This window comes from Georgenia ruanii, assembly GCF_009193175.1.
GTDB classification, from domain to species: Bacteria; Actinomycetota; Actinomycetes; order Actinomycetales; family Actinomycetaceae; genus Georgenia; species Georgenia ruanii.
In genome coordinates, this window is the sequence record NZ_VUKE01000008.1 from 113,063 (window position 1) to 139,241 (window position 26,179).

Below are 26,179 nucleotides of genomic sequence, written 5' to 3' on the forward strand. Positions count from 1 at the left end.
ACGACGATCAACCTACCTCTTGGGTGCGACAGCGCCGGCCCGGCGCGCCGCCCGCTCGGCCTCCGCCCAGGCGCGCTGGGCGGGGGTCAGGCCCGCCCCGGCCGCGCGGGGCAGGGTGTCAGCCCCGCCGTAGCTCGCCCGCACGGCGCTGCCCACGCCGCCGCCGCGCCAGGCGTGGCAGATGGCCAGGGCGAGCGCGTCGGCCGCGTCCGCGGGCTTGGGGCGGGCCGCGAGGCCGAGGATACGCATGACCATCTCCTGCACCTGCACCTTGTCGGCGCGGCCGTTGCCGGTGACGGCGGCCTTGACCTCGCTGGGGGTGTGCAGCGCGAGCGGCAGGTGGGCGCGCGCGGCGGCGAGCATGGCCACCCCGGCCACCTGGGAGGTGCCGGTGACGCTGCGCACGTTGGCCTGGGCGAAGACGCGCTCGACGGCGACGACGTCGGGGCGGTGCTCCCGGAGCCAGGCGTCGAGGGCCTCGGCGACCGTGAGCAGGCGCAGGTGCGGGGCCTGCTCGGCGGGCGTGCGCACGACGTCGACGGCGACCAGGCGGACCTTGCGTCCGCCGGCGGCCTCGACGACGCCGAGGCCGCACCGGGTCAGGCCGGGGTCGACTCCGAGGATGCGCACGTGCCCAGCCAACCACCGCCCGCCGGCGCGGCCCGGCAGCCACACGCCCCGGCCCGCGTGACGTCGCCGACGTCACGCGGCCGGGGCGCGGCAGGAGGCGTCACCCGCGGGCGGTCAGTCCTCCTCCTCCAGGGCGGCCATGACCTCGTCGGTGGCGTTGAAGTTGGCGAACACGTTCTGCACGTCGTCGCTGTCCTCGAGGGCGTCGATGAGGCGCAGCACCTTCCGGGCGCCCTCGACGTCGACGTCGACCTCCATGGACGGGACGAACTGCGCCTCGGCGGAGTCGTAGTCCAGCCCGGCGTCCTGCAGGGCGGTGCGCACCGCGACGACGTCCCCGGCCTCGGAGATGACCTCGAAGGACTCCCCCAGGTCGTTGACCTCCTCGGCGCCGGCGTCGAGGACGGCGCCGAGGACGTCGTCCTCGGTCAGCCCGTCGCTCTTGGGCACGACGACGACGCCGCGGCGGTTGAACAGGTAGGACACCGAACCGGGGTCGGCGAGGTTGCCGCCGTTGCGGGTGAACGCCACGCGCACGTCGGAGGCGGCGCGGTTGCGGTTGTCGGTGAGGCACTCGACGAGGACGGCGACGCCGCCGGGGGCGTAGCCCTCGTACATGATCGTCTCGTAGTCGGCCCCACCGGCCTCGGCGCCGGAGCCGCGCTTGACGGCCCGGTCGATGTTGTCGGCCGGGACGGAGCTCTTCTTCGCCTTCTGGATGGCGTCGAAGAGCGTCGGGTTGCCGGCCGGGTCACCGCCGCCGGTGCGGGCGGCCACCTCGATGTTCTTGATGAGGCGCGCGAACAGCTTGCCGCGCTTGGCGTCGATCGCGGCCTTCTTGTGCTTGGTGGTGGCCCACTTTGAGTGCCCGGACATCAGTGAAGCTCCTCAGCTCGTCAGTTGCTGCGTACTCGGCAGGCGGGCGTCCGAGACCATCTCGACGAACAAACGGTGAACGCGCATCTCGCCCCCGATCTCGGGGTGGAAGGCGGTCGCCAGCAGCCTGCCTTGCCGCACTGCGACGATCTTACCGTCGGCGTCGCCAGCTGCCGGTGCGGCCGCACGGGCGAGCACCTCGACGCCCTCGCCGACCTGCTCGACCCACGGGGCGCGGATGAACACCGCGTGAAGCGGCGGCTCGCCCTCTCCCGCGCCGAGCGCGGGCGCGGTGAGGTACTGCTCGTGGGAATCGACCTGCCGCCCGAACGCGTTGCGGCGCACGGTCATGTCGATGCCGCCGAGCGTCGTCTGGTCCGCGGTGGCGCCTGCGACCCGGTCGGCGAGCAGGATCATCCCGGCGCAGGAGCCGTACACCGGCAGCCCCTCGGCGATCCGCTCGCGCAGCGGCTCGAAGAGGTCGAAGGCGCGGAGCAGCTTCTCCATCGTCGTGGACTCCCCACCGGGGAGGACCAGGCCGTCGACGGCGGCGAGCTCGGCCGGGCGGCGCACGGGCAGGGGGCGGGCCCCGGCCCCGGTCAGGGCGGCGACGTGCTCGCGCACGTCGCCCTGCAGGGCCAGGACACCGACGCTGGGGATGGAGGGACTCACGTCCAACCATCTTAGGACCCGGGCGAGGTGGGCTAGCGTGCGGGGCGTGAGCGCCCCCGTCCTCGACCGCGTGAGCACGCCCTTCGTCGTCCCGGCCCGCTTCTGCGGCCCGCCGGCCTCCGGGAACGGCGGCTGGGTCAGCGGGCACGCCGCCGGTCTGCTCACGGAGCCGGGTGGGCCGGCCGTCAGCGTGCGGCTGCTGAGCCCTCCCCCGCTGGACACGGCGATGGAGGTGCGCCGCGACGACGCCGGGATCGAGGTGCTCGACGGCCCGCACGGGGTGCTGCGCGCGGGGCCGGCCACCGGTCCGCTCGCCGGCGACGTGCCGGGGCCGGTGGGCTACGCCGAGGCCGTCGCGGCCGCGGGTGGTTTCCCGGGGCTGCACGACCACCCCTTCCCGGGTTGCTTCGTGTGCGGCACCGACCGGGACCCAGCGGACGGCCTGGCCCTGCGCCCGGGCCCGACCGACGGCGGGAGCGTGTTCGCCGCGGCGTGGGTGCCGCGGGAGAGTTCCGTGGAGATGGCGTGGGCGGCGCTGGACTGCCCGGGCGCCTGGGCGCTGGGGTTCGCCGGCCGGCCGATGGTGCTCGGCACCATGACCGCCCAGGTCCGCGAGCTGCCGGAGGTCGGCGCGGCGCACGTGGTCGTCGCGTGGCCGCAGGGGGTGGTGGGCCGCAAGCACCACAGCGGCACGGCCCTGTACACCGAGGACGGGCGGCTGCTCGCCCGCGCCGACGCCATCTGGATCGCCGTCGACCCGGCGCTGGTGCGCCCCGCGCGGGGCTGAGGGCCGCGACGCGGCGATCGCGGCAGGTAGAACAGGCGCGCTCAGCGAGATCTGCAGCGGCCGCCGGCGGTGCCGCGGCCGATACCGGTGCCCCACGCGCCCCCGTCGCCGGCGCGTCTGGCTCGTGCCCGGATCACACGGAGGACTCGTCCAGGTGCGGCGTGGTGCCGTCCCACCCGCCCAGCAGGGTGCGCACGAGCTCGGGCAGCGGCGTGGGGTAGACGACCGTCCCATCCGCGACCGCGGCGTCGAGCGCGTCGAGGTCCCACCAGCGCACCTCGTCGAGGACGTCGCGCTCGAGCTCGGTCCAGCCGTCGTCGGAGAAGTCGTGCGCGCCGGAGACCCGGGCGAGGAAGAACTCCTCGTCCTGCCGGCACGTCACCCGCGCGAAGTCGAACAACGCGCTGCGGGTGAGCACCGGCCCGACCAGGTCGTCCGGGGCCACGACCAGCCCGGTCTCCTCGAACACCTCCCGGGCGGCGCCCGCCCGCACGTCCTCGCCGTCGTCGAGCCCCCCGCCCACGGTGAACCACCACGAGCGGGTGACCTCGCCGGCGTCGTGCCCCCGCACGAGCAGGACGCGGTCCGCCTCGTCGACCACGATGACGCGGGCGGCGCGCCGGAACGGCACGCCGTCCGGGCCCGGCACCCAGTCGGGCCCGAGCCCGTACGTCAGCGCGTCAGGCACCGCGCGGGCTCACCAGCCGCGCTCGGCGAGCCGGTGCGGGACGGGGATGTCGTCGACGTTGATGCCGACCATGGCCTCGCCCAGGCCGCGGGAGACCTCGGCGATGACGCTCGGGTCGTCGTAGAACGTCGTCGCCTTGACGATGGCGGCGGCGCGCTGGGCGGGGTTGCCGGACTTGAAGATGCCCGAGCCCACGAAGACGCCCTCGGCGCCCAGCTGCATCATCATGGCCGCGTCCGCCGGGGTGGCGATGCCGCCGGCGGTGAACAGCACGACGGGCAGCTTGCCCTTCTCGGCGACCTCCTTGACGAGGTCGTACGGCGCCTGCAGCTCCTTGGCCGCGAGGTACAGCTCGTCCTCGGGCAGGCTCTGCAGCCGGCGGATCTCGTCGCGGATGGCGCGCATGTGCGTCGTGGCGTTCGAGACGTCCCCGGTGCCGGCCTCGCCCTTGGAGCGAATCATCGCCGCGCCCTCGGTGATGCGGCGCAGCGCCTCGCCGAGGTTGGTCGCCCCGCACACGAACGGCACGGTGAACTGCCACTTGTCGATGTGGTGGGAGTAGTCGGCCGGGGTGAGCACCTCGGACTCGTCGACGTAGTCCACGCCAAGGGCCTGCAGCACCTGCGCCTCGACGAAGTGGCCGATGCGGGCCTTGGCCATGACGGGGATGGTGACGGCGTCGATGATGCCGTCGATCATGTCGGGGTCGCTCATCCGCGACACGCCGCCCTGGGCGCGGATGTCGGCGGGTACCCGCTCGAGGGCCATGACGGCGACGGCGCCGGCGTCCTCGGCGATCTTCGCCTGGTCGGGGGTGACGACGTCCATGATGACGCCGCCCTTGAGCATCTCGGCCATCCCCCGCTTGACGCGGGCGGTGCCCTGCTGCGTGGTGGCCTGCTCGGTGACGGCGAACTCGTTCTCTGACACGGTGACCTTCTGCGGATGGGGGGCTGACGCCTCGAGTCTAGTCGTGTCGCCGTGCGGCCCGTGCCGGTCTGCCCGACGGTGGACGAGCGCGCCCACCGCGCGCCCGCCAGGTGGTCGCCAGGCCGCCGTCACACCGCCCCGGCGCCCGTGACCGCCGCCCGGCTGCGCACCACCTGCTCGAGCAGCTCCTGCTCGTCGCGGCGCACGCGCGGGTCGTACCGCCCGGACAGCGCGCGCTGGCGGGTGTAGGCCAGCGAGGTCGCCGACGCCTGGAAGTCCCGCATGGCCCGCTCGGCGGCCGGGCCGCGGGTGGCGGCCCAGGCGCGGGCGCGGCGCCGGCCCGGCATCGAGGTCAGCATGGTGACCTCGAAGGGGGTGAACCAGCCGGCCTGGGCGTATTCCCCCAGCCGTCGGGCGATCGTTCGCCGCTCGTCGGAGCGCAGCCAGAGCACGAGCAGGATCAGTCCGACGAACAGCGGCACCTGGAACCCCCAGTACACGGCGTCGGACGCCCCGAGCACCGCGGAGGCGTTCCACACCGCGTGCAGCGCCATCGCCGCGACCACGCCCACCGGGAAGAGCACCACCCATGCCGCTCCCGAGCGCCGGGAGGCCAGGCCCAGGGCGATGCCGGTGCACGCGGTGAAGGTCACGTGCGCGAACGGCGAGTAGATCGCGCGCGCCACGAAGACCTGCGAGAGGGCCTCGCGGTACTGCACGAAGTACAGAACGTTCTCGGTGAAGGCGAAGCCGGCCGCCACCACCGCGGCGTAGACGATGCCGTCGACCGGCCCGTCCACCGCGCGCCGCCGCAGCAGGAAGATCAGCAGCACCCCGGCGCCCTTGGCGAGCTCCTCGACCACCGGCGCACCGACCACCGTGCCGAACGCCTCCGCCTGGTCGGGGCTGCCGGTGACGGCGTAGACGCTGAGAGCGATGAGGTCGTTGAGGAACAGCGCGACGGCGGCCGCCACCCCGATCCCCCACGCGAGCGCCGCGGCGAGCAGGCCGCGCGGCTCGGGCTCCCACCGGTCGACCCAGCGCACGGTGGCCAGGACGACGACCAGCGGGACGAAGGCGAGCGCCCCCGCCAGCGCGGTCGCCCCGGTGCCGCCCACGGCGAGCACGGTGGACAGCACCCACAGCGCCCCGACGAGCCCGAGGGCGACGCCGGCCACCTCGACCGCCAGCGTCGCAGCGTGCCGGCGCGGCACCGGGCCCCACTGGGGCCGCCCCGGCAGCTGGGCCTCCGGGGTCACGGCCGCAGGGCGCGGGGGCGGGCCGGCGCGGCGCCCCACGCGGCCCGACGGCGGGGGCAGGTTCGGACCGCTCACCTGCGCCACCCTAGGGTCCGGCGCCGGCTCACTCGTTCAGGAGGGCGTCGTCCATGTCGAACGGCTCGGGCAGCGGCGCCGGGTCAGTCGTCCGGGAGGCCGTCGTCCATGTCGAACGGCTCGGGCAGCGGCGCCCGCCCGGCCAGGTGGAAGGTCCGCACCACCCACCGGGCGCGGACCTCGCGCACCCGCTGGACGTGGGCGTTGTGGAAGCGGCGCGCCACCTGCAGGCGGTACCAGGACCGCTGCAGATGGCCGAGCACCTCGGTGGCGCGCGGGTCGGCCGCCAGCGCCGCCCGGTCCTCCGGCTCGCCCAGCACCGTGCGCAGCGTGCGGCTGAGCTCGCTCTCCACCAGGCCGCGGTCGGGGGCGTCGTCGACGGCGGCTCCCTCACCGAGCGGGTCGGAGCCCGGGGCGCCCTCCAGCCCGTCCCGGACGAGCCCGGCCGGGGCGGCGTCGATGGCGCGCAGTGCGACGTCGGTGACCACGATCGCCTCGGCGGGGTCGAGCGCGCCGGAGGCGGCGAGCTCGGTGGCCGCCGTCGCCCGCCGGACCAGCTGGGTCTCCAGGGTCGCGCGCGAGCGCAGCACCGTACGGTGCAGCCGGTCCACCCGGGAGGCCTGCACCCACAGCGCCCAGCCGAGGAGCACGACCACCACGACGCCGAGCAGCACCCAGTCGCTGAGGTTCACGAGCGCTCCTCCCCGCCGCTGAGGGCCTGGATGCCGCCGCCGGTGACGGCCTTGCTGGCGGCGCGCAGCCGGCCGAACATCGTGCGTGAGCGCGGGTCCTCGCTCACGCGGGCGTGCGCGGTGGACAGCACCATGTCGTAGACGGCGAGCACCTGGCTCGTCACGGTCGACCAGTCGTAGCGGCGCACCGCGCTGGCGGCGCGCTCGACCACCGGCACGGTGCCCGCCCGGTCGCCGAGCACCTCGACGAGGGTCCGGCCCAGGCTGAGGGGGTCCCCGCGGCTGAAGAGCCGGCCGAGGCGGCCGCCGTCGAGCACGGCCTGGAAGGCGGGGATGTCGGCGGCGACGACGAGCGAGCCGGCGCTCATCGCCTCGACGAGCACGATGCCGAAGCTCTCCCCGCCGGTCTGCGGGGCGACGTAGGCGTCCACCGAGGCGAACAGGCTGGCCTTGTCCTCGTCGCTGACGCCCCCGAGGAAGGTCACGGCGTCGCCGTACCGGGCCAGCGCGGCCCGCTCCTGCGCGGCCTCGCCGCGCCCGGCCACGAGGAAGCGGGCACCGGGGAACTCCGCGAGCACCGGGCCGACGGCCTCGGCGAGGATGGGCAGGCCCTTGCGCGGCTCGTCGAGCCGGCCGAGGAACGCCACGGTCGGCCGGGCGTCGCTGCCCTCCCACTCGGGCCGGCGGGCGGCGCCGGCGAACCGGTCGACGTAGACGCCGTTGGGGACGACGACGGCGTCCCCGCCCAGGTGCTGGACGAGGGTGCGCCGGGCCTCCTCCGAGACGGCGATGCGCCCGGTGATCTTCTCGAGCATCGGCACGACCACCGGGGAGATCGCCTGCAGCGCGCGGGACCGCTCCATGGAGGTGTGGAAGGTGGCGACCACCGGCCCGTCGGCCACCCACAGGGCGAGCATGCTCAGCGAGGGGATCATCGGCTCGTGGATGTGCAGCAGGTCGAAGTCGCCCTGCTCCACCCAGCGGCGCACCCGGCCGGCGACGACCGGGCCGAAGTTCAGCCGGGCCACCGACCCGTTGTACGGGATGGCGACGGTGCGCCCGGTGGACACGACGTAGTCGGGCACCGGGGTGGAGTCCTCGGCGGGGGCGAGCACGGAGACGGTGTGACCGCGGCGGATCAGCTCCTCGGCGAGGTCGCGGACGTGGAACTGCACCCCGCCCGGCGCGTCGAAGGAGTACGGGCAGACGATCCCGACCCGCATCAGCCGCGCCCCTCGGGCGCGCCGGCGGGGCTCTCCCCCGCCGCCTGCCGCGCCCGCTCGGCGGACCGGGCGAGCCGGCCGGCGTCGAGGTCGGCGAGGAAGACCTTCTGGAGCATGTGCCAGGCGTCGGGGTGCCGGCGCAGCTGGGCGCCCACCCAGTCGGCCCACCGCTGGGTGAGGTCCGCGACGGTGGCCTGCTCTCCGGGCCGGTCCAGCCGGGGGCTGAACTCGACCACCAGGCCCCACGGCCCGCCCGCCGCGCGGCGGCGCGCCCCCCGCAGCCGCTCGTGGCGGATCATCACGGCGTGCAGGGCCTGCCCGGCAGCCTTGCTCAGGGCCGCCGGGCCGGGCGCCATCCGGGCCGGGTGGCCGGCGAGGTCGACCTCGACGCCGGTGCTGGACAGGTCCCGGTCGGCCAGCAGCGGGACCAGGTAGGTGCCGGTGCGCGACAGGCGCAGCAGCTCCCGGAAGACGTTGCCGCCCTTCTCCAGCGGGATGATCGTCATGCCGAGGCCGGTGCGGAACCGCAGGAAGCCCTGGAAGACCTCCTCGGGCTCGAGGTGCTCGGCGACGGTGAGGACCTGGGCGAGCTCGCGGGTGCCCCAGGCGCCGGCGAGGTCCCAGTTGCCCGAGTGCGACAGGGCGCACTGCACCGAGCGCCCGGCGGCGAACTCGGCGCGCAGGGGGGCGTCGCCGATCACCCGCACCCGGGCTTCGATCTGCGCGCGGGCCAGGCGGGGCAGCTGGAAGGACTCGCGGTAGTAGCGCAGATAGCCGCGCATGTTCTCCCGGGAGAGGCGGCGCAGGGCCCGGCGGGACAGGTCCGGGCGCAGCCGGGCCAGGTTCGTCTCGAGCTGGCGCACCCCGGCGCCGTGGGCGAGCCAGGCGGCGTCGGCCACGGCGGTGAAGGCGGCGCGCGCCACCGGCTCGGGGAGGCGCTCGACGCCGCGCTGGGCGAGCCGGAACACGCGGGCGATGTCGAGGCTCACGAGGCGGCACCCTCGGGCGTGGGCGCGCTGTCCTGCCCGTCCGCCGTGCTGTCCCGGCCGGCGGCCCGGGCCTGGACGTAGACGGTGCGCATGCGCTGGACCACGGTGACGGCGCTGGCGGCGGCGAGCAGGCCCAGCGCGGCGGTCATGACCCAGGCGGGCAGGCCGAGCCCGACGAGCAGGGTCGCGGCGAGGGCGAGGACCAGCCGGTCGGCGCGCTCGGCGAGCCCGACGTTCGCCGTCATGCCCAGGCCCTCGGCGCGCGCCTTGGCGTAGGGCACCACCCCGCCGAGCACCAGGCAGGCGAGGGCGAGGGCCGCCGTCCAGGCACCCAGGGCGCCCTCGACGTGGTGCAGCGCCCACAGCAGCAGCCCGGAGAACAGGGCGGCGTCGGCGATGCGGTCCATCGTGGAGTCGAGGAACGCGCCCCAGCGTGAGACCCGGTCGGTCATCCGGGCCATCTGCCCGTCGAGGTTGTCGGCGACGACGAGCGCGCCGACGACGAGCGCGCCGGCGGTCAGGTGGTCGGTGGGCAGCAGCGTCAGGGCCGCGACGGTGGTGGCGGCGGTGCCGCCGACGGTGACGACGTCGGGGCTGACGCCCAGCCGGACCAGCACGCGGGCGGCCGGGCCGAAGACCGCCGCGGCGAAGCCGCGCCCGCTCCTGCTGAGCACTAGCGCACCGCCTCCTCGCCGGCCGGGGCGCCAGCGGCACCGGCGGCGCCCGCGGCGCCGGCCAGCCGGGCCCATCCGTCGGCGAGGAGCCCGCGGGTGTCGCCCAGCACCTGCGGCAGCGCCTTGGTGCGCGCGACGATCGGGAAGAAGTTCGCGTCCCCGCCCCACCGGGGCACCACGTGCTGGTGCAGGTGCGCGGCGATCCCCGCGCCGGCCACGGCGCCCTGGTTCATCCCGAGGTTGAACCCGTGCGGCGCGGAGACCGCGGTGAGCACCCGCATGGCCGTGGCCGTGAGCACGCCGACCTCCTCGCGCTCGGCGTCGGTGAGGTCGGTGAAGCCGGCCACGTGCCGGTAGGGGCACACCAGCAGGTGACCGGGGTTGTACGGGTAGAGGTTGAGCACCACGAAGGCCAGCTCGCCGCGGTGGACGATGAGACCGTCCTCGTCGCTGCGGGAGGGCGCCCGGCAGAACGGGCACGCCTGCTCGCCGTCGTCGTCGGGGCGGTCCTCGCCGTCGATGTAGGCCATGCGGTGCGGGGTCCACAGTCGCTGGAAGGCGTCCGGCACGCCGGCGAAGTCCGCCGCCGGCTCGGCCTGGGGCCGGGCGCCCGCCGTCCCGGCGCCGGCGCCCGCCGTCCCGGCGCCGGCGGTCCCGGCGCGCTGCTCGTCCATCAGACCTGCTCCCGGTTCGCGATCGCGGCCACGATCCGCTCGACCGCCTCCGCCACCGGCACCGGTCCGCCGCTGCCGTCGCGGTAGCGGAAGGTCACGGTGCCGTTCTCGGCGTCCTCCCCACCCGCGATGAGCACGAAGGGCACCTTCTCCTTGGCCGCGTTGCGGATCTTCTTGCCGAACCGGTCGTCGGAGGCGTCGAGCTCGACGCGCACGCCCTGGGCCCGCAGCTCGTCGAGGACGCCGCGGAGGTAGTCGTCGAAGACGTCGGCCACCGGCACGCCGAGCACCTGCACCGGGGCGAGCCAGGCCGGGAACGCGCCGGCGTAGTGCTCGAGGAGAACGGCGAAGAACCGCTCGATCGAGCCGAACAGGGCACGGTGGATCATCACGGGCCGCTGGCGCGAGCCGTCGGCGGCGGTGTACTCGAGGTCGAACCGCTCCGGCAGGTTGAAGTCGAGCTGGATGGTCGACATCTGCCAGGTGCGGCCGATCGCGTCCTTGGCCTGGACGGAGATCTTCGGGCCGTAGAAGGCCGCGCCGCCCGGGTCGGGCACGAGGTCGAGGCCGGAGGCGGTGGCGACCTCCTCGAGGGTGCGGGTGGCCTCCTCCCACGCCGCGTCGTCGCCGACGGACTTCTCCGGGTCGCGGGTGGAGAGCTCGAGGTAGAAGTCCTCGAGGCCGTAGTCCTTGAGCAGGTCCAGCACGAAGGTGAGCGTGCGGGTCAGCTCCTCCTTCATCTGCTCGCGCGTGCAGTAGATGTGGGCGTCGTCCTGGGTGAACCCGCGCGCCCGGGTCAGGCCGTGGACCACACCCGACTTCTCGTACCGGTAGACCGTGCCGAACTCGAACAGCCGCAGCGGCAGCTCGCGGTAGGAGCGACCGCGCGAGCGGTAGATGAGGTTGTGCATGGGGCAGTTCATGGGCTTGAGGTAGTAGTCCTGCCCCTGCCGGCGCACGTTGCCCTCGGCGTCGACCTCCTCGTCCAGGTGCATCGGGGGGTACATGCCCTCGGCGTACCAGTCGAGGTGCCCGGAGATCTCGAAGAGGTTCTTCTTGGTGATGTGCGGGGAGCTGACGAAGGAGTACCCCTCCTCGAGGTGCCGCCGGCGGGAGTAGTCCTCCATCTGGGTGCGGATGATCCCGCCCTTGGGGTGGAAGACGGCGAGGCCGGAGCCGATCTCGTCGGGGAAGGAGAAGAGGTCCATCTCCGAGCCCAGGCGGCGGTGGTCGCGCCGCTCGGCCTCGGCGAGGCGCTCGGTGTAGGCCTTGAGCTCGTCCTTGCTGGGCCAGGCGGTGCCGTAGACGCGCTGGAGCTGGGGGTTCTTCTCGCTGCCGCGCCAGTACGCGGCGGCCGAGCGCATGAGGGCGAAGCCGTTGCCGATGTACTTCGTCGAGGGCAGGTGCGGGCCGCGGCACAGGTCCTTCCAGGCCACCTCGCCGCCGCGGCGGACGTTGTCGTAGATGCTCAGCTCGCCGCCGCCCACCTCGACCGAGGCGCCCTCGGCCACGTCGGCGTCGGAGGCCTCGCCGTCGCCGCCGGGGCCCTTGAGCCCGATGAGCTCGAGCTTGTAGGGCTGGTCGGCCAGCTCGGCGCGGGCCTCGTCCTCGGTGACCACGCGGCGCCGGAAGGCCTGGTTCTCCTTGACGATGCGGCCCATGACCTTCTCGAGGGCCTTGAGGTCCTCGGGGGTGAAGGGCTGCTCGACGTCGAAATCGTAGTAGAAGCCGTCGGTGATGGGCGGACCGATGCCGAGCTTGGCGTCCGGGTTGACCTGCTGGACCGCCTGGGCCAGCACGTGCGCGGCGGAGTGGCGCAGGATCGCCAGGCCGTCGGGGCTGTCGATGGTCACCGGCTCGATGCCGGCGCCGACGGGCAGCTGGTCGACGGCGGTGGCCAGGTCGCGCAGCTCGCCCCCGACCTTGAGGGCGACGACCTCCGAGCGGCCGGCGAACAGCTCCGTGCCCGTCGTTCCCCCGCTGACGGTCTGCTCGACGCCGTCGATGGTCAGGGTGTGGTCGGACACGGTGGGGCTCCTGGCAGTTGGCGGGTAGGACCACCCGATCCTACCGAGCGGCGCCCCCGGTGCCGCGCACCGCGCGACACGCGGCACCGATCCCCCGTGCCCCGGCAGGGCCCGTGGCGTCGTCCCGCGCCCCGTCGTCGTCCGGCTCGATGCACGACGAGACACGCCCCCGGCTCACGCTGCCTGCCGTGCGACCTGGGCGGAGGCCCGCTTCTGGAGCAGGTCCGTGAGAAGCGTGCCGGCGACGCCGATCCCGACGCCGACCAGGGTGTAGAGGATCCGTTGTTCCTCCGCCGCAAGGGTGGACGGGTGGTGCAGGCCGCTCGCGATGATCACGGTCGCGGCGACGGCAGCGGTGGACAGCGCGTCGTTCACGTATCGGATGGAGTTCGCCGCGGCGGAGAGGACCACGAGGACCAGCTCCAGCGCGCGGCTGTCGTGGATGGTCGGCACCGGGCAGGCGAGCGCCGCGCCCACGACGGCGCCGGCCAGGCGCTGCTGGGCTGCCAGCACGGACTCCTTGACGCTCGCCATGCTGGCGACGATCGTGGCGACGGGCAGCGCCCCGAGGCGTTCGGCAGGCCCCGGCCGAAGCCGATCACGGCGGAGCCCGTCACCGCGAGCGCCCGGACCAGGGCGAACTCGACCACTCGGCGGGTCGGCTCGCGTCGCGAGGTGTCTCCCGGGACCTCCGGAACGGGCGCCTGCCGCGAGCTGCGGCCGCGCGCCAGCCACAGGACGCAGGTGCTGGCGATCCACAGCGCTGAGCCGGCGAGCCAGGCCAGTGCCTGCGGCCGCGGCGGGGCGGAGGCCCCGGCCTCGTCAGCCGGGCATCGCGCATCCGAGGATCAGGACGACGCGGGGGCGATGCCGTCGACGGCGACCTGCAGGTGTCGCGGTCCGCGCAGCACCGGGTTCTGGCGGTAGGGCGGTGGGTCGACGACCAGGCGGGGGTTGACCAGCCGACGGGAGAGCTCCGTCAGTGCGGTCTGCGTCTCCAGCCGTGCCAGTGGGGCGCCGAAGCAGTAGTGGATGCCGCCGCCGAAACCCAGGTGCTGGTCGGTGTCGCGGGTGAGTCCGAACCGGTCCGGGTCGAACCGGTCCGGGTCGAACCGGTCCGGGTCGCGCACGTGGGCGGGGTCGCGGCTGCCCGAGGCGAGGACCAGCACGACCCGGGAGCCCCTGGGGATGGTGGTGCCGGCGATCTCGATGTCGTCAAGGGCCGCCCGCCACGGGATGAAGTGCACGGGTGGCTCGTAGCGCAGGAGCTCCTCGACCAGGTGGATGACCATCTCGGGCTCGCGGCGCAGCCGCTCGAGCACGGCGGGGTGGCGCAGCAACGTCAGCGTGCCGTTGGTGATCAGGTTGACCGTGGTCTCGTGCCCGGCGATCAGCAGCAGGAACGCGGTGGTCAGCAGCTGCCCGTCGGTCATGCGCCCCTCGGGGCCGTCGTCGGTGGCCAACGCGGAGAGCAGGTCGGCCCCGGGGGCGCCGCGGTGGGCGTCGACGAGCCGGACGAAGTACAGGCCCATCTGCTGCCTGGCGGCCGCGGCCTTGCGCTGGACCTCCTCCGCAGCGCCGCCGCTCGGGTCGAGCGCACCGACGATGGCCTCCACCCAGACGTGGAAGCGAGGCTCGTCCTCGCGGGGCACCCCGAGCAGCTGGCAGATCACCGTCACCGGGAACGGGTACGCGACCTGGTCGACGACGTCGACCTCGCTCTGGCCGGTGAGGCCGTCGATGAGCCCGGTGATGGTGCGGCGCAGGTCGGGGACCATCGCGTCGATGCGGTCGGGGGTGTGCGGTGGGCCGAAGTGGCGCATCGCCAGGCGGCGCAGCCGGTCGTGCTCGGGTGGGTCGGTGCGGATGAAGCTCGGCGGCAGCCCCGGCGCGTCCTCGGCGCCCGCGGCGGCGGCCTCGGGGGGCAGGTTGTGCGGGTCGGAGCTGATCCGCGGATCGTGCAGCAGGTCGACGATCTCCCGGTAGGTCGAGACGACGTAGCTGCCGTCCTCCTGCAGGGCCACCGGGGTCTTGCGCAGCTCGGCGTAGAGCGGATACGGGTCGGCGCGGTTGGCGTAGTCGAGGATCTGCGCGAAGACGCTGGGCGACGCGGTCATCACCATGACGGCGGCCTCCTTCAGGCGCGGGTCGTGGGGGGCGGGGAGGATCCTGCGGCCGGGGCCAGCAGGGTGGCGCGCCGCTCGGCGGGGTCGTGCCCGGTGAGCACGACCGTCGCGCTCTGGGTGGGGATGGGCTGGGTGGGGAACCCGGCCGGCACCGGGCGCAGCTCGGCGGGTGGGTCGACCGTGCGGTGCGCGGGCGGGAAGGCCGCGGCGCGTTCGATCTGCCGGCCGTAGAACTCCAGCCACTTCGCCTGGTTGAAGGTGACCGCGCCGACCAGGCGGCCCTGTCGGCCATAGGCGGCGACGAACCGGCGATCGGGCGCCGAGCCCTGGGTGATGACGACCTGATCGGCGATGCTGGGCACGCCGACGGACTTGATCTCGGTGCCGAACTGGGTGGACCAGAAGATCGGCACGTCCAGGTGCGGCCAGCGGTGCGCCTGGTCGCTGATCATGTTGTGCGCGGCGACCTCGGCCTGGGCGACCGCGTTGCCCCAGTGCTCCAGCGCCAGGAACTGGTAGCCGAACAGCGGCTGCGGGGCCCGGGCGACGTCGCCGGCGACGAAGACGTCGTCGGTGACCAGGCCGTTGGCGTCGATGGCGCGGCAGCCGGCGTCGCAGGCCACCCCCCACCGTCCCGCCGCCAGCCCGGAGCCGTCCAGCCACTCGACGTTGCGGACGCCGCCGAGCGCGGCCACCGCCACGTCGACGTCCAGGGTGCTGCCGTCGGAGAGCCGGGCCCGGCGCAGCCGCCCGTCCTCCCCCTCCAGCGCGGCGACCCTGACCCCGCAGCGCAGGTCGACACCGGCCTCGCGCTGCATGTCGGCCGCGACGGCACCGATCGCGTCACCGAGGGCGGCCACGAGCGGCGCCGGGCCGGCCTCGGCAACGGTGACCGGTAGATCCAGCTCGCGGCAGACGGAGGCGACCTCCGAGCCGGTGAACCCGGCGCCGATGACCAGCACGCGACTCGGCCGCGCGGCGAGCAGCCGCCGGAGCCGGTCGGCGTCCTCCCGGGTGCGCAGCACGAGCACCCCGTCCAGCGCCGCCTCGGCCGGGTTCGGCCACGGCCGGGCCCGCACACCGGTGGTGACGAGCAGCCGGTCGAACCCCACCGATGAGCCATCGGCCAGGCGGACCTGCTTGGCGGCCAGGTCCAGCCCGGTGGCCGCCACACCGAGCCGCCAGTCGGCGTCGATGGCCTGGCGCCGCGGCAGTCCGGTGTGGCCGGCCGGGACCCTGCCCTCCTGCACCTGCTTGGACAGCGGGGGGCGGTCGTAGGGCTCGGCCGACTCGTCGCCGATCACGGTCAGCGAGCCGGTGAATCCCTGGTAGCGCAGCGCGCCGGCGGCCCGCGCGCCGGCCAGCGATGCCCCGACGATCACGATCCTTCCGGTCTTCAGGAACGCCTCGTCCATGTCGCCGCGGCGCGCTGCGGCGGCGGCCGCCCTCCGAGCGCCGTTCTCGGCAGGTCCCCGGTCGAGAACGATCGCCTGCACCGGGCAGGCCGCCGCCGCCCGCAGCACCCGTTCCCGCAGCTCGTCGCTGGGATCGGGGTCGTAGAGCAGGGCCTCTCCGTCCCCGTGCATGGTGAATGCGGTCGGGGCCAAGAAGGCGCACTGCGCGTAGCCCTGGCAGCGGGTGAGGTCCACGACGAGCTTCATGTCGGCCTTCTCCCGTCAGGTCGTGGTGCAACGGGCAGCCGACCCGGGTGGCGCGCGTGCCCCGCTGCCGTTCCCGAACAGGGCCTCGCCACGCGAGCCGCCAGACTGACGAGTCTTGAACCGTGGCAGCTTCCGCGCCATCACTCACCCAGGACGAAGTGCTCGGACGTCATCGGCGCATCTGCGCATCGGCGCGAAAGACCGCGCGGTTCGCGCCCCAGCCCACATGCCGTTCAGTGTCGGCGTCTCATCGGGGCGACGACGGCGGCGTGGCAGCCGGCCGCCAGCCCCGAAGCCCCGGCACGGACGATGCGCGGGCTCGAGCGAAGGAGGACACTACGACGACCTTCCCGCCTGGGGTCGAGAGCATCAGCTCCCGGAACCGCGCCGACGCGGAGCAGCCGGCGGCCCGGGCCGGGCGTACCGAGTTCGGATCGGTGCCCCCGCCTTGGTCCTCCGTCATTGTCGGCCGGCTTCATTGTCGGCCTGCGGCGTGGGCGTCGGCGGCGTGGGCGCCGGCGACGCCGTCGCGGTCGCGGGTCCGTCGCCGAGGTCAGGACTCGCCTGGGCCCAGGCGAGTCGATGCCGGTCGGGCCGCATCGACGGTTCCGCTCGGTGGGCGGGTACTCGCCCGGGGTGCCGCGGGAGCCGGCTGGTGCCGTTCACCCCTTGAGGGTGAGTCGCGACCCCGTCTCCGGGGTTGTGGTGGAAACCCCGGCACGACGGAGGAGACGGTCATGGCATCGGACCAGCTCGGCGCGTTGGTGATCTTCGGGGCCACGGGGGACCTGGCGAAGCTCGAGACCTTTCCGGCCTTGGTCGGGCTGGTCGCGCGGGACGTCCTGGACGTCCCGGTGGTGGGTGTCGCGAAGAGCGGCTGGGGCCTCGCGGAGTTCCGCAACTACGCGACAGAGTCGTTGCGGCTGAACGACATCGAGCCCGACAGCGACCCCGCCAAGCGGATGCTGGACCTGCTGCAGTACGTCGACGGCGACCTGACGGCGGATTCGACCTATCGGAGCGTGGCCGAGCTGCTGCCCGACGGCGCTCCCCCGTTGTTCTACCTCGAGGTGCCGCCGCCGCTGTTCGGCACGATCGGGCAGGGCATCCAGCGGGCGGGGATGGCGGCCGGAGCCCGGATCATGGTGGAGAAGCCGTTCGGCACGGACCTCAAGAGCGCGCAGGCGCTGAACGAGACCTTGCACGGGGTCTTCCCGGAGGAGTCGATCTACCGGGTGGACCACTGGCTCGGCCTGGAGCCGGTCGAGAACGTGCTGGTGGCCCGGTTCGCCAACCGGGTCCTCGAACCGCTCCTGAACCGGGACGAGGTCGAGAGCATCCAGATCACCATGGCGGAGGCCTTCGACGTGTCCGACCGGGGTGCCTTCTACGACCGGACGGGCGCCGTCCGTGACGTGGTGCAGAACCACATGCTGCAGGTGCTCGCCACGACGCTGATGGATCCCCCACCGGCGGGCCATCTGGAAGGGATCCGGGACGGCCGGGCGAACATCGCCAAGGCGATCCCCCCGCTCGCGCCCGACCGCGTCGTGCGCGGCCAGTACGAGGGGTACCACGACGTGACCGGGGTGGCGCCCGGCTCGACGACCGAGACCTTCGTGGCGCTGCGGCTCACGGTGGACACCTGGCGGTGGTCGGACGTGCCGGTCTACATCCGGGCCGGCAAGTGCATGCCGGTGACGGCCACCGAGGTCACGCTGCGATTCCGGCGCCCGCCGCAGAACGTGTTCGGCGTCGACCCGTTCCAGTCGGTGAACGTGCTGCGGTTCCGGGTCTGGCCGGAGACCGAGATCGGGCTGACCCTGGCAGGCAAGCAGCCCGGCCACATGGCCCTCGACCACCACGAGCTCGTCTTCGCCGAGCAGCCGGGCTCCGACACCCGCCCGTACGACCGGCTGATCGGTGCCGCCCTCAGCGGCGAGCGGTGGTTGTTCGCCCGGGAGGACACCGTCGAGGCGGCGTGGCGCGTGGTCGAGCCGATCCTCGACGACGCCGTACCCGTCACCACCTACGCCCGGGGAACCTGGCCGGCGGAGGCCGACCGGCTGCTCGACCCAGGTGACCACTGGCACGACCCGCAGTGAGGGCGAGGCACCATGGCAGACGACCGGCACTACGACGTCATCGTCATCGGCACCGGCGCCGGGGGCGGGACCCTGGGGCACCGGCTCGCGACCGGCGGGGCCCGGGTGCTCTGGCTGGAACGCGGCTCGTTCCTGCCCCGGGAGCTGGACAACTGGGACAGCGGGGCCGTCTTCGTGCGCGGCAAGTACCTCGCGCCGGAGTCCTGGTACGACGGGCACGGCCACGAGTTCCAGCCGGAGGTCAACTACTACGTCGGGGGCAACACCAAGTTCTACGGGGCCGCCCTGTTCCGCCTCCGCCCGGAGGACTTCGGGGAGATCCGCCACCACGGCGGCATCTCGCCCGCCTGGCCCCTCTCGTACGACGACCTCGAGCCGTACTACACGCAGGCCGAAGAGCTCTACCTGGTGCACGGGAGCCACGGTGAGGACCCCACCGAGGGCCGGGCCAGCGCCCAGTACCCCTTCCCGCCCGTCGCGCACGAGCCGCGGATCCAGCAGCTCAGCGACGACCTGGAGAAGCAGGGACTGCACCCCTTCCACCTGCCGATCGGCGTCAACCTGCACGAGGACTCGCCCGGCGTCGCGAACCGGCACAGCGTGTGCATCCGCTGCAGCCGCGTCGACGGGTTCCCGTGCCTGGTCAACGGCAAGTCCGACGCGCAGGTCATCTGCGTCGACCCCGTCCTGGACCGGGACAACGTCACGCTCGTCACCGACGCGAACGTCCAGCGCCTGGAGACCGACCCGTCCGGGCGCACGGTGACCGGGGTCGTGACCGAGCTGGGCGACGGGTCCGTCACGACGTTCACCGGCGACGTCGTCGCCGTCGCCTGCGGGGCCGTGAACTCCGCCGCCCTGCTGCTCCGGTCCGCCGGCGACCATCACCCGGAGGGGCTCGCCAACAGCTCGGGCGTCGTCGGGCGCCACTACATGCGGCACAACAACCTCGCCCTCATGGCGATCTCCGCCGAACCCAACCCGACCGCCTTCCAGAAGACGATGGCGATGAACGACTGGTACCTCGGCGCGGACGACTCGGACTACCCGCTCGGCGGGATCCAGATGCTGGGCAAGTCCGACGCGACCCAGATCCACGCCGAGGCCCCCCGCTGGGCGGGCCGCCTCTCGCCCGACCTGCCGTTCGGGGTACTGGCCCACCACGGGGTCGACTTCTGGCTGTGCGGCGAGGACCTGCCCCAACCCGGGAACCGGGTCACCGTCGGCAAGGAGGGCGCGATCCACCTCACCCTCGACGAGAAGAACAACGTCGAAGGCGTCCGTCGGCTGCGGCACAAGCTCGACGGCATGCTCAGCGACCTCGGCCTGCGCAAGCACCACCTGCTCGACCACAGCCTCTACCTGCACAAGACGATGCCGATCGGTGCCACCGCGCACCAGGCGGGGACGGTGCGGTTCGGGACCGACCCGGCGAGCAGCGCGCTGGACACGAACTGCAAGGCGCACGACCTGGACAACCTCTACGTCGTCGACACCAGCTTCTTCCCGAGCATCGGGGCGGTCAACCCGTCGCTGACCGCGATCGCCAACGCCCTCCGGGTCGGCGACCACCTGCTCGAACGGCTTCGATGACTGTCGATCCCGGACTCCCCGACCACATCACCCCGCGGCGGGTGGTGATCATCGGGGGCGGCTTCGCCGGCCTCTTCGCCGCACGCACCCTCCGGCACGCGCCGGTGCAGGTGACCGTGGTCGACCGCACGCCGCACCACCTGTTCCAACCCCTGCTGTACCAGTGCGCGACGGGCATCTTGTCCGAGGGACAGATCGCGGTCCCGCTGCGCCACGTGCTGCGCCGCCACGAGAACGTGGACTGCGTGCTTGCCGAGGTGACCGACGTCGACGTCGCGGCGCGACGCGTGATCGGGTTGCGGCCCACCGGCCGCCCGATCGAGATCCCGTACGACGACCTGATCGTCTGCGCGGGGGTGCAGCAGTCCTACTTCGGGCACGACGAGTACGCCCTCGTCGCGCCCGGCATGAAGACGCTGGAGGACGCGCTCACCATCCGGCGCCGCGTGTTCGGCGCGTTCGAGATGGCGTCCACCGCGACCGACCCGGCGGAGCGGCGGCGCTGGCTGACCTTCGCGCTGGTCGGCGCCGGCCCGACCGGAGTCGAGCTGGCCGGCCAGATCCACGAGGTCGCCACCTTCACGTTGCGCAACGAGTACCGGCAGTTCGACCCGGACGAGACCACGGTGCTGCTCTTGGACGGGGGCAAGGAACCCCTGGCGCCCTTCGGTCCGAAGCTCGCGGCCCGCGCGGCGAAGGCGTTGGCCGGGATGGGGGTCGAGCTGCACATGGGCTCGATCGTCACCGCCGTCGACGCCCGTGGGATCGAGGTCAAGGGACCCGACGGCACCGCCCGGCGGTTCGACGCCGGCACCGTGCTGTGGACCGCCGGCGTGACCGCACCAGCACTTGCCGGGCAGCTGGCGCGCCGGACCGGCGCGGAACAGGACCGGGCCGGGCGGCTCAAGGTCCGGCCCGACCTGACGCTCCCCGGACACCCGGAGATCTCGGTGGTCGGCGACCTGATGAGCCTGGGACACCTGCCCGGCGTCGCGGAGGTCGCCATGCAGGGCGGGTTGTACGCCGGCCGCAGGATCACCCGCCAGGTCGAGCGGGGCGCCGGCGAGCCGAGGCCGTTCCGCTACCACGACCTGGGATCGGCCGCCTACATCTCCCGGGGGCGGGCCGTCCTCTCGGTCGGTCCGGTCCACGCCAGCGGTCTCGTCGGCTGGCTGGGATGGCTGTTCATCCACCTCGCGTTCCTCACGAGCTTCCGGAACCGGCTCGGCGCCCTGCTGACCTGGGCCACCGCCTTCAGCCGGGAAACACGCCGCGAGCGCGCGGTGACCATGGCCCGGGTCAAACCCGGCGAGGACCTCTACCACCCTGTGCCGGAGTCGCTCGCTGCGCGTGAACGGACCCGGTCATGAACCCCACCGCCTACGTCCTCGCCGACGCCACCGCCCAGCTGCTGCCCGCGCGCGAGCAGATGGCGTTCACCCTGATGGTGCACGTGATCCTGGTCCCGTTCGGTGTCGCCCTGCCCTTCATCACGCTGGTGATGAACTACCTGGGCCTGCGCCGGCGCGACCCCGTCGCGATGCAGCTGGCCCGGCGCTGGTCCAACGTCATGGCGATCCAGTTCGCCGTGGGCGCCGTGACCGGCACGGTGATCAGCTTCGAGTTCGGGCTCCTGTGGTCCGGGTTGATGGGGACCTGGGGCGACGTGATGGGCCTCGCGTTCGGCATCGAGGGCTGGGCCTTCTTCCTCGAGGCGATCCTCATCGCGATCTACATCTACGGCTGGAAGCGGATGAGCCCGCGCGCCCACTTCCTCGTGGGGCTGCCGCTGCCGGTCATCGCGTTGGTCGGCGCCTTCTCCATCCTCTCGGTCAACGCCTGGATGAACACGCCGCAGGGCTTCACGCTCGACAGCCAGGGCAACCCGACCGCCGTCAAGGTCGGCCAGGTGCTCATCACGCCGATCGTCAGGGGCGAGTTCCTGCACATGATCGGGGCCGCGTACATGACCGCCGGCTTCGTCGTCGCCAGCGTGTACGCCGTCGGATGGCTGCGCGGACGCCGGGACCGCTACCACCGGCTGGGCATGCTGGTTCCGTTCACGGTGGCCGCCGTGGTCACCCCGCTGCAGCTGATGATCGGCGACTCGCTCGCCCGCGACGTCTACCAGCACCAGCCGGTGAAGTTCGCCGCGACCGAGATCGTCTGGACCACCGGGCCGGACCAGGCCGAGTACCTCTACGGCCGGCTGCAACCGGACGGGACGGTCGCCGGCGGGGTCAAGATCCCCGGCCTCGACTCGGTCCTGGCCGGCTTCAGCCGGAGCACCGTCGTCCAGGGCCTGTCCGAGACACCGGCGCAGGACCGCCCGACCACCCTGGAGGCCAACATCACCCACTTCGCCTTCGACACCATGGTCGGGATCGCCACGCTGCTGCTGGGCCTCGCGCTGTGGTACGCGGTGGCCTGGGTGCGCCGCCGCGACATGCCCCGATCCCGCTGGTTCTACCGAGCCGCGGCCCTGGCCGGCGTGGCGTCGGTGGTGACGATCGAGGCCGGCTGGGTCACCGCGGAGGTCGGCCGGCAACCCTGGATCGTCTACCAGCAGATGCGCGTGTCGCAGGCCGTGACGCACATCAGCGCGGGGCCGATGTGGCTCTCGTTCGCGATCGTCGTCGTGGTCTACGCGCTGGTCGTGTGGGCGATGCTGGGGCTCCTGCTGCGGCTGAAGACCCGCTGGCGGCACGAGGACGCCGCGCTCGCACGGACCCGGCGCGGCGCACCGGCGGACGTCCCCGCGCAGCGCGGCACCGGTGAGCGGGAGGAGGCCGAGCGATGAGCAGCGCGGACGTCGTGGCCGTCGTCCTCCTGCTGCTCATCGCCGCCTACGGCTGCGGGGGCGGCGCCGACTTCGGAGCCGGGATCTGGGACCTGCTGGCCGGCGACAGGTATCGCGGCGCCCGCCCCCGCGAGCTCGTCGACTACGCCATGGCGCCGGTGTGGGAGGCGAACAACGTCTGGTTGGTGTTCGCGCTGATCGTGACGTGGACGGGATTCCCGCCGGTCTTCGAGGCGGTGATGTCGACCATGTGGGTCGCCCTGATCCTCGCCGCCCTCGGGTTGGTGCTGCGCGGCGCCGCGTTCGCCATCCGCAAGCCGACTCTCGGTGTCGCTCGCCGGCACCGCCTCGGTGTCGTGTTCGGGGTCGCCTCGGTGCTGACGCCGTACTTCCTCGCATCGGCGTTCGGTGGCGTCGCCTCCGGCCGGGTCCCCCCCGGCAACCGGCAGGGCGACCCGATCACCTCCTGGTTGAATCCCACCTCCGTGGTCTTCGGGCTGGTGGGGCTGGCCGCGGCCGCGTTCGTCGCGGCGTCGTTCCTCGTCTCCGACGCCCGCCGCTTCGGCGAGCCGGACCTCGAGGCCTACTTCCGCCGACGGTCGATCGGGTCGGGCGGGGTGCTGTTGCTCCTGATGGTCGTCGGCCTGCTCGTGATGCACCAGGACGCCGCCCGGCTGTTCGACGGACTGACCTCGGGATGGGGCCTGGTCTTCGGCATCCTCGCCGCGATCGCGGTCCTCCTGACCGGGCTCCTTCTGAGCCGAGGCGTCCTGCGGGCGACCCGGCTGACCGCCGTCGCGGCGGTCGCCTTGCTGGTCCTTGCCTGGGGGGCCGCGCAACGCCCCTACGCACTCCCCACCACCCTCACCATCGACCAGGCGGCCGGGGATCCCGACACCCTGCGGTGGCTGGTGGTGGTGACCGTCGTCGCCGTCGTGCTGGTCGGCCCCGCCCTCGCGCTGCTCTTCCGGCTCGACACCACGGCGAGGCTCGCGGCCGACCACGACGAGGACCTCACCGAGGTCCCGCCGGCCGTCCAGCAGTGATCGGGATCCACCCGCCCGGCCGGACGGCCGCGAGATGCTCCGATCCGTGGCCGAGCTCGGTGCGACGGCGTCCGGTCGATCGACGAGTCCAGGGCCGGCGCCCGCCTCGGACAACGCCTCGGACAACCCACGGCCGGGCGGTGGCGGCGTGATCCACCTGCGGGTGGTCAGCCCGCCCGACATCACCGACGCGCTGGTGCCCGAGCTTCGGGCGGAGCCGGCCGTGATGAACCTGGCCGTGCTGCGCTCCGCGGTCGGCAAGCCCGCCGGGGACGTGGTGCAGTTCGACGTCCTGCAGGGCGCCGCCGACGACGTCATCTCGCGGCTGCGCGTCCTGACGGCCGTCGCGCTCGCCGGGCTCCCCGCGCAGCGGGCCATCTGGCGGCGGTCACGCGGGCCCACCGGGCGGGGAGGCTGACCACGTGACCGGGATGAGGCGCACGGGCGGCGCGGAGGAGAGCGCCTCGCCGCGGCGGATGAGCGAGGACGCGTTCCGCTCGCTCTACCGGCGGCTCAGGACGAGCGTGCCGTGGGGACCGGAGGACCGGCGCGGCGCGTTGAACCACCTCGATCCCGCCGGGACCGTCGCCGCCGCCGGTGAGGTGAGGCTGGGCCGCGCGGTGTCGCTCGCCGCGCCGGTGGAGGGGCGCGTGACGCCCGACAACCCCGAACCCGCCCGGCACCGGATGAAGGAGGGGGGCAGTGCCGGTGGGGGGCTCGCGTTCAGCCTGGACCGGATCGACATGAACATCCACGGCAACGCCGACAGCCACCTCGACGCGCTGTGCCACGTGATCGTCGACGGCGAGCTGTACAACGGGGTGGACGCGGCCACGATCACCGAGCACGGGGCGAGCGAGCTGTCCATCGGGTTGGCCGGTGAGGGGATCGTCGGCCGCGGGGTGCTCCTCGACGTGCCGCGCTCCCGCGGAGCGCCCTGGCTGGAGCCCGGCGACCACGTGACCGTCGACGACCTGCTGACCGCCGAGCGGAACCAGGGCGTTCAGGCCGGTCGCGGTGACATTCTGCTGGTGCGGGTCGGGCATCGGCAGCGGCGGACGGAGCGCGGGCCCTGGGACGCCGCGGCGGCCCGGGCCGGGCTGCACCCGGACGTGGTGCCGCTGCTGGCCGAGCGGCAGGTCGCCGTGCTCGGCAGCGACGGGAACGGCGATACCGCGCCGAGCCTGGTCGACGGGGTGGACTACCCCGTGCACGTGCTTGCCATCAACGCGCTCGGGCTGATGCTGATGGACTACCTGCAGTTCGAGGATCTGGCGCCGATCTGCGGGCAGACGGGGCGATGGTCGTTCATGTGCGTGATCGCGCCGCTCCGGCTGCCGACCGGGACCGGGTCTCCGATCAACCCGATCGCCGTGCTGTGACGAGGTGCCGTCGACGGCTCCGCGGGCGCCGGGGCCCGGCCGCGTCGAGGACGGCCCGTCCCGACCAGGGCCGGTTACGCGGCGTGGTGGCGTCGCTCGAAGGTCAGGTGGATGACGCCGCTGGGCGAGGGGGCTGCCTCGATGTGGAAGCGCTGCTCAAGTCCTTCGAGGCCGTCCCAGAGTCGTTCGCCGCGGCCGAGGACGATCGGCACGAGGACGATGTGCATCTGGTCGATCAGATCCGCCTCGAGGAACCGGCGGATCGTGGTGACGCCGCCGCCGATGCGCACGTCGAGGTCGCCGGCGAGGGCGCGTGCCTGCGTGAGCGCCGCGGCGGGCTCGGCGTCGACGAAGTGGAAGGTGGTCCCGCCCTCCATCTCCAACGGCGGCCGCGGGTGGTGGGTCAGGACGATCACCGGCGTGTGGAAGGGCGGGTTGTCGCCCCACCAGCCGCGCCACTCCTCGTCCGCCCACGGGCCCCGCTGCGGACCGAACTTGTTGCGGCCCATGATCTCCACGCCGATGCCGCCGGCCCACCGGCTCGCGAACGCCTCGTCGACGCCGGCGGAGCCCTCCTCCTCGCCGTGCAGGCCCATCTGCGTGAAGGTGCGCGTGGGAAAGGCCCACGTGAGCAGCCGGTGCCCGGCGTGGCCGAAGGGCGCATCCAGCTGCTGCCCCTCGCCAGTACCGAATCCGTCGAGCGAGACGGAGAAGTTGTGAACGCGAACGAGTGACATGCGGTCTCCTGGTCGTGGGTCGTCATCCGGGACGAGAACGCGGGACGCTGAACCGTCGGCGGTCCGCAATCAGTGCGCCGACCGTAGCGCCGAAGCCCCCGTCGGTCTGCCCGATCAACGCCGCCCGCGAGGTCCTCGGCGACCGGCGGAGCCTCCTCGTCGGTGGTCGCGTCGCCATCGGCCTCTCGGCGCCCACGAGCGAGGCGGCGTCGATCAGCCGTTCGCGGGCTCCCGGTGCGCCTCCGGGAGGCACACCGGGGGCGTCCGGGTCCTCCCGTGTCCGCCGGGGCGGACGCGCAAAGGGCCCCCGACCCGCGTTTCCGCTGGTCGGGGGCTCTCTCGTGCTGTGGGCGATACTGGGATCGAACCAGTGACCTCCTCGGTGTGAACGAGGCGCTCTACCGCTGAGCCAATCGCCCGTAGGTCAGCCGCGGGGGCTGTCCGTTGCGAGATGTGATCGTAGCGAACCTTTCCCCGGATCGTGAAACCGGCGCCGTGAGAGGAAGGCCACACCGCCTCCCAGGGCCGCCCGC

The 26,179-nt window shown here is 73.6% G+C and carries 24 protein-coding genes and 1 tRNA gene; 8 read left to right on the forward strand and 17 right to left on the reverse strand.

Translation table 11 applies throughout. The features are described 5' to 3' along the window. Positions 1-12 precede the first annotated feature (12 nt). The 3 genes from ruvC to pdxT form a co-directional block, all read right to left on the reverse strand. Complete coding sequence (ruvC, locus tag GD880_RS09760) at positions 13-630, reverse strand: crossover junction endodeoxyribonuclease RuvC (protein WP_152231432.1); 618 nt, start codon at positions 628-630, stop codon at positions 13-15. A 114-nt stretch (positions 631-744) separates the two neighbouring features. Further along, positions 745-1,506: a YebC/PmpR family DNA-binding transcriptional regulator gene (locus tag GD880_RS09765; protein ID WP_152231433.1), complete on the reverse strand. Its 762-nt coding sequence runs from the start codon at positions 1,504-1,506 to the stop codon at positions 745-747. Between the two features lie 12 nt (positions 1,507-1,518). Then, on the reverse strand, positions 1,519-2,178 hold the full coding sequence (gene pdxT / locus GD880_RS09770; RefSeq protein WP_319593261.1) for a pyridoxal 5'-phosphate synthase glutaminase subunit PdxT: 660 nt from the start codon (positions 2,176-2,178) through the stop codon (positions 1,519-1,521). Between the two features lie 46 nt (positions 2,179-2,224). Here pdxT and GD880_RS09775 point away from each other — a divergent pair, with 46 nt between their 5' ends. Next, positions 2,225-2,965 (forward strand): hypothetical protein, encoded by a 741-nt coding sequence (locus tag GD880_RS09775; RefSeq protein ID WP_152231434.1) that lies wholly within the window; start codon positions 2,225-2,227, stop codon positions 2,963-2,965. Positions 2,966-3,098: 133 nt separating this feature from the next. Here GD880_RS09775 and GD880_RS09780 read toward each other — a convergent pair whose 3' ends face one another. From GD880_RS09780 to GD880_RS09835, 12 genes are all read right to left on the reverse strand, one after another. Then, the gene (locus GD880_RS09780) at positions 3,099-3,653 is read right to left on the reverse strand and encodes an NUDIX hydrolase (RefSeq protein WP_152231435.1); all 555 of its coding nucleotides are present in this window, start codon (positions 3,651-3,653) and stop codon (positions 3,099-3,101) included. A 9-nt stretch (positions 3,654-3,662) separates the two neighbouring features. After that, entirely contained in the window at positions 3,663-4,583 is a 921-nt protein-coding gene (gene pdxS / locus GD880_RS09785) for a pyridoxal 5'-phosphate synthase lyase subunit PdxS (RefSeq protein WP_152231436.1), read from the reverse strand. A gap of 128 nt (positions 4,584-4,711) precedes the next feature. Next, the gene (locus GD880_RS09790) at positions 4,712-5,917 is read right to left on the reverse strand and encodes a PrsW family intramembrane metalloprotease (RefSeq protein WP_152231437.1); all 1,206 of its coding nucleotides are present in this window, start codon (positions 5,915-5,917) and stop codon (positions 4,712-4,714) included. An 83-nt stretch (positions 5,918-6,000) separates the two neighbouring features. After that, on the reverse strand, positions 6,001-6,609 hold the full coding sequence (locus tag GD880_RS09795; protein WP_152231438.1) for a hypothetical protein: 609 nt from the start codon (positions 6,607-6,609) through the stop codon (positions 6,001-6,003). After that, the gene (locus GD880_RS09800; protein WP_152231439.1) at positions 6,606-7,832 is read right to left on the reverse strand and encodes a glycosyltransferase family 4 protein; all 1,227 of its coding nucleotides are present in this window, start codon (positions 7,830-7,832) and stop codon (positions 6,606-6,608) included. The genes GD880_RS09795 and GD880_RS09800 overlap by 4 nt, the downstream gene beginning before the upstream one ends. Next, positions 7,832-8,821 (reverse strand): phosphatidylinositol mannoside acyltransferase, encoded by a 990-nt coding sequence (locus GD880_RS09805; RefSeq protein WP_152231440.1) that lies wholly within the window; start codon positions 8,819-8,821, stop codon positions 7,832-7,834. The genes GD880_RS09800 and GD880_RS09805 overlap by 1 nt, the downstream gene beginning before the upstream one ends. Then, entirely contained in the window at positions 8,818-9,495 is a 678-nt protein-coding gene (pgsA, locus tag GD880_RS09810) for a phosphatidylinositol phosphate synthase (RefSeq protein ID WP_152231441.1), read from the reverse strand. Before pgsA ends, GD880_RS09805 begins: the two co-directional genes overlap by 4 nt. Further along, positions 9,495-10,169 (reverse strand): HIT family protein, encoded by a 675-nt coding sequence (locus GD880_RS09815; RefSeq protein ID WP_152231442.1) that lies wholly within the window; start codon positions 10,167-10,169, stop codon positions 9,495-9,497. Before GD880_RS09815 ends, pgsA begins: the two co-directional genes overlap by 1 nt. Next, a complete protein-coding gene (thrS, locus tag GD880_RS09820; protein WP_152231443.1) occupies positions 10,169-12,196 on the reverse strand; it encodes a threonine--tRNA ligase in 2,028 nt (675 codons plus the stop codon). Before thrS ends, GD880_RS09815 begins: the two co-directional genes overlap by 1 nt. A 174-nt stretch (positions 12,197-12,370) precedes the next feature. Further along, positions 12,371-12,955, reverse strand: coding sequence for an FUSC family protein (locus GD880_RS20715; RefSeq protein WP_319593262.1), 585 nt, complete (start codon positions 12,953-12,955; stop codon positions 12,371-12,373). A gap of 89 nt (positions 12,956-13,044) precedes the next feature. Continuing rightward, positions 13,045-14,319, reverse strand: a complete 1,275-nt coding sequence (locus GD880_RS09830) for a cytochrome P450 (RefSeq protein ID WP_226909530.1) — start codon at positions 14,317-14,319, stop codon at positions 13,045-13,047. 14 nt (positions 14,320-14,333) lie between these two features. After that, entirely contained in the window at positions 14,334-15,983 is a 1,650-nt protein-coding gene (locus GD880_RS09835; RefSeq protein ID WP_152231445.1) for an FAD-dependent oxidoreductase, read from the reverse strand. Between the two features lie 737 nt (positions 15,984-16,720). On the opposite strand from GD880_RS09835, the gene zwf reads away from it, so the two are divergent. The 7 genes from zwf to GD880_RS09870 all read left to right on the forward strand — a co-directional run bounded on the left by zwf (position 16,721) and on the right by GD880_RS09870 (position 24,909). Further along, a complete protein-coding gene (gene zwf / locus GD880_RS09840) occupies positions 16,721-18,088 on the forward strand; it encodes a glucose-6-phosphate dehydrogenase (protein ID WP_152231446.1) in 1,368 nt (455 codons plus the stop codon). A gap of 12 nt (positions 18,089-18,100) precedes the next feature. Beyond that, on the forward strand, positions 18,101-19,681 hold the full coding sequence (locus tag GD880_RS09845; RefSeq protein ID WP_152231447.1) for a GMC oxidoreductase: 1,581 nt from the start codon (positions 18,101-18,103) through the stop codon (positions 19,679-19,681). Beyond that, positions 19,678-21,051 (forward strand): NAD(P)/FAD-dependent oxidoreductase, encoded by a 1,374-nt coding sequence (locus GD880_RS09850; RefSeq protein ID WP_152231448.1) that lies wholly within the window; start codon positions 19,678-19,680, stop codon positions 21,049-21,051. The genes GD880_RS09845 and GD880_RS09850 overlap by 4 nt, the downstream gene beginning before the upstream one ends. Next, positions 21,048-22,481: a cytochrome ubiquinol oxidase subunit I gene (locus tag GD880_RS09855; protein ID WP_152231449.1), complete on the forward strand. Its 1,434-nt coding sequence runs from the start codon at positions 21,048-21,050 to the stop codon at positions 22,479-22,481. The genes GD880_RS09850 and GD880_RS09855 overlap by 4 nt, the downstream gene beginning before the upstream one ends. After that, the gene (locus tag GD880_RS09860; RefSeq protein WP_152231450.1) at positions 22,478-23,527 is read left to right on the forward strand and encodes a cytochrome d ubiquinol oxidase subunit II; all 1,050 of its coding nucleotides are present in this window, start codon (positions 22,478-22,480) and stop codon (positions 23,525-23,527) included. Before GD880_RS09855 ends, GD880_RS09860 begins: the two co-directional genes overlap by 4 nt. Before the next feature lie 148 nt (positions 23,528-23,675). Continuing rightward, on the forward strand, positions 23,676-23,945 hold the full coding sequence (locus GD880_RS09865; RefSeq protein ID WP_152231451.1) for a hypothetical protein: 270 nt from the start codon (positions 23,676-23,678) through the stop codon (positions 23,943-23,945). A gap of 202 nt (positions 23,946-24,147) precedes the next feature. Next, positions 24,148-24,909 carry a cyclase family protein gene (locus GD880_RS09870; RefSeq protein WP_226909531.1) on the forward strand — a complete coding sequence of 254 codons (762 nt, stop codon included), beginning with the start codon at positions 24,148-24,150 and terminating at the stop codon, positions 24,907-24,909. A gap of 74 nt (positions 24,910-24,983) precedes the next feature. Here the strand turns inward: GD880_RS09870 and GD880_RS09875 are convergent, their stop codons facing one another. Continuing rightward, positions 24,984-25,646: a dihydrofolate reductase family protein gene (locus GD880_RS09875; RefSeq protein ID WP_152231452.1), complete on the reverse strand. Its 663-nt coding sequence runs from the start codon at positions 25,644-25,646 to the stop codon at positions 24,984-24,986. 347 nt (positions 25,647-25,993) lie between these two features. Continuing rightward, positions 25,994-26,065 (reverse strand) — tRNA-Val (locus GD880_RS09880). Between the last annotated feature and the right edge of the window lie 114 nt (positions 26,066-26,179).

Coding starts and splice junctions, on each gene's coding strand:
- GD880_RS09765 (WP_152231433.1), bottom strand. CDS start 1,506: ATGTCCGGGCACTCAAAGTGGGCCACCACCAAGCACAAGAAGGCCGCG.
- GD880_RS09800 (WP_152231439.1), bottom strand. CDS start 7,832: ATGCGGGTCGGGATCGTCTGCCCGTACTCCTTCGACGCGCCGGGCGGG.
- GD880_RS09815 (WP_152231442.1), bottom strand. CDS start 10,169: ATGGACGAGCAGCGCGCCGGGACCGCCGGCGCCGGGACGGCGGGCGCC.
- GD880_RS09830 (WP_226909530.1), bottom strand. CDS start 14,319: ATGGTGATGACCGCGTCGCCCAGCGTCTTCGCGCAGATCCTCGACTAC.
- GD880_RS09835 (WP_152231445.1), bottom strand. CDS start 15,983: ATGAAGCTCGTCGTGGACCTCACCCGCTGCCAGGGCTACGCGCAGTGC.
- zwf (WP_152231446.1), top strand. CDS start 16,721: ATGGCATCGGACCAGCTCGGCGCGTTGGTGATCTTCGGGGCCACGGGG.
- GD880_RS09845 (WP_152231447.1), top strand. CDS start 18,101: ATGGCAGACGACCGGCACTACGACGTCATCGTCATCGGCACCGGCGCC.
- GD880_RS09850 (WP_152231448.1), top strand. CDS start 19,678: ATGACTGTCGATCCCGGACTCCCCGACCACATCACCCCGCGGCGGGTG.
- GD880_RS09855 (WP_152231449.1), top strand. CDS start 21,048: ATGAACCCCACCGCCTACGTCCTCGCCGACGCCACCGCCCAGCTGCTG.
- GD880_RS09860 (WP_152231450.1), top strand. CDS start 22,478: ATGAGCAGCGCGGACGTCGTGGCCGTCGTCCTCCTGCTGCTCATCGCC.
- GD880_RS09875 (WP_152231452.1), bottom strand. CDS start 25,646: ATGTCACTCGTTCGCGTTCACAACTTCTCCGTCTCGCTCGACGGATTC.